Source organism: Candidatus Melainabacteria bacterium RIFOXYA2_FULL_32_9, assembly GCA_001784615.1.
Classification (GTDB): domain Bacteria; phylum Cyanobacteriota; class Vampirovibrionia; order Gastranaerophilales; family UBA9579; genus UBA9579.
In genome coordinates this window covers 1,597-2,121 of the sequence record MFRQ01000136.1, presented here as the reverse complement: position 1 = coordinate 2,121, position 525 = coordinate 1,597, and the positions used below count along the sequence as shown (strand labels likewise).

Annotated in this window: 1 pseudogene (only partly in view); it reads left to right on the top strand. The window is 38.3% G+C overall.

Annotated features, from left to right (window positions below):
* Nucleotides 1-525: pseudogene (locus A2255_00015) on the top strand (acetyl-CoA carboxylase biotin carboxylase subunit); it runs 47 nt beyond the window's last position.

Below are 525 nucleotides of genomic sequence, written 5' to 3'. Positions count from 1 at the left end.
TAAGATCAATGGGTGATAAAGCTTCTGCTAAGAAGACAATGATTGATAATGAAGTGCCAACAGTTCCAGGTACAGGTCTTGTCACTGATTTATCTATAATAAAACCTTGGATTGAGCAAGTTGGATATCCGATAATTATTAAAGCAACTGCTGGTGGCGGTGGCAGAGGCATGAGAATTGTAAGAAAAGAGTCAGAAATTGAAGAAATGATGGCTCTTGCTCAAGCTGAAGCAGCAACTGCGTTTGGGAATAATGCGGTTTATATTGAAAAATTTCTTGAAGATCCTCGTCATATTGAGGTACAAATTATTGCAGACCAATATGGTAATGTAGTTCACTTTGGTGAGAGAGATTGTAGTATTCAAAGAAGACACCAAAAATTAATTGAAGAAGCTCCATCACCTGTAATAACTCCTGAAGTCAGAGACAAAATGGGACAGGCGGCGGTTAATGCTGCTAAGGGTATTAATTATGAGGGTGCTGGTACAGTAGAATTCTTACTTGATTCTAGTGGCAATTTCTACT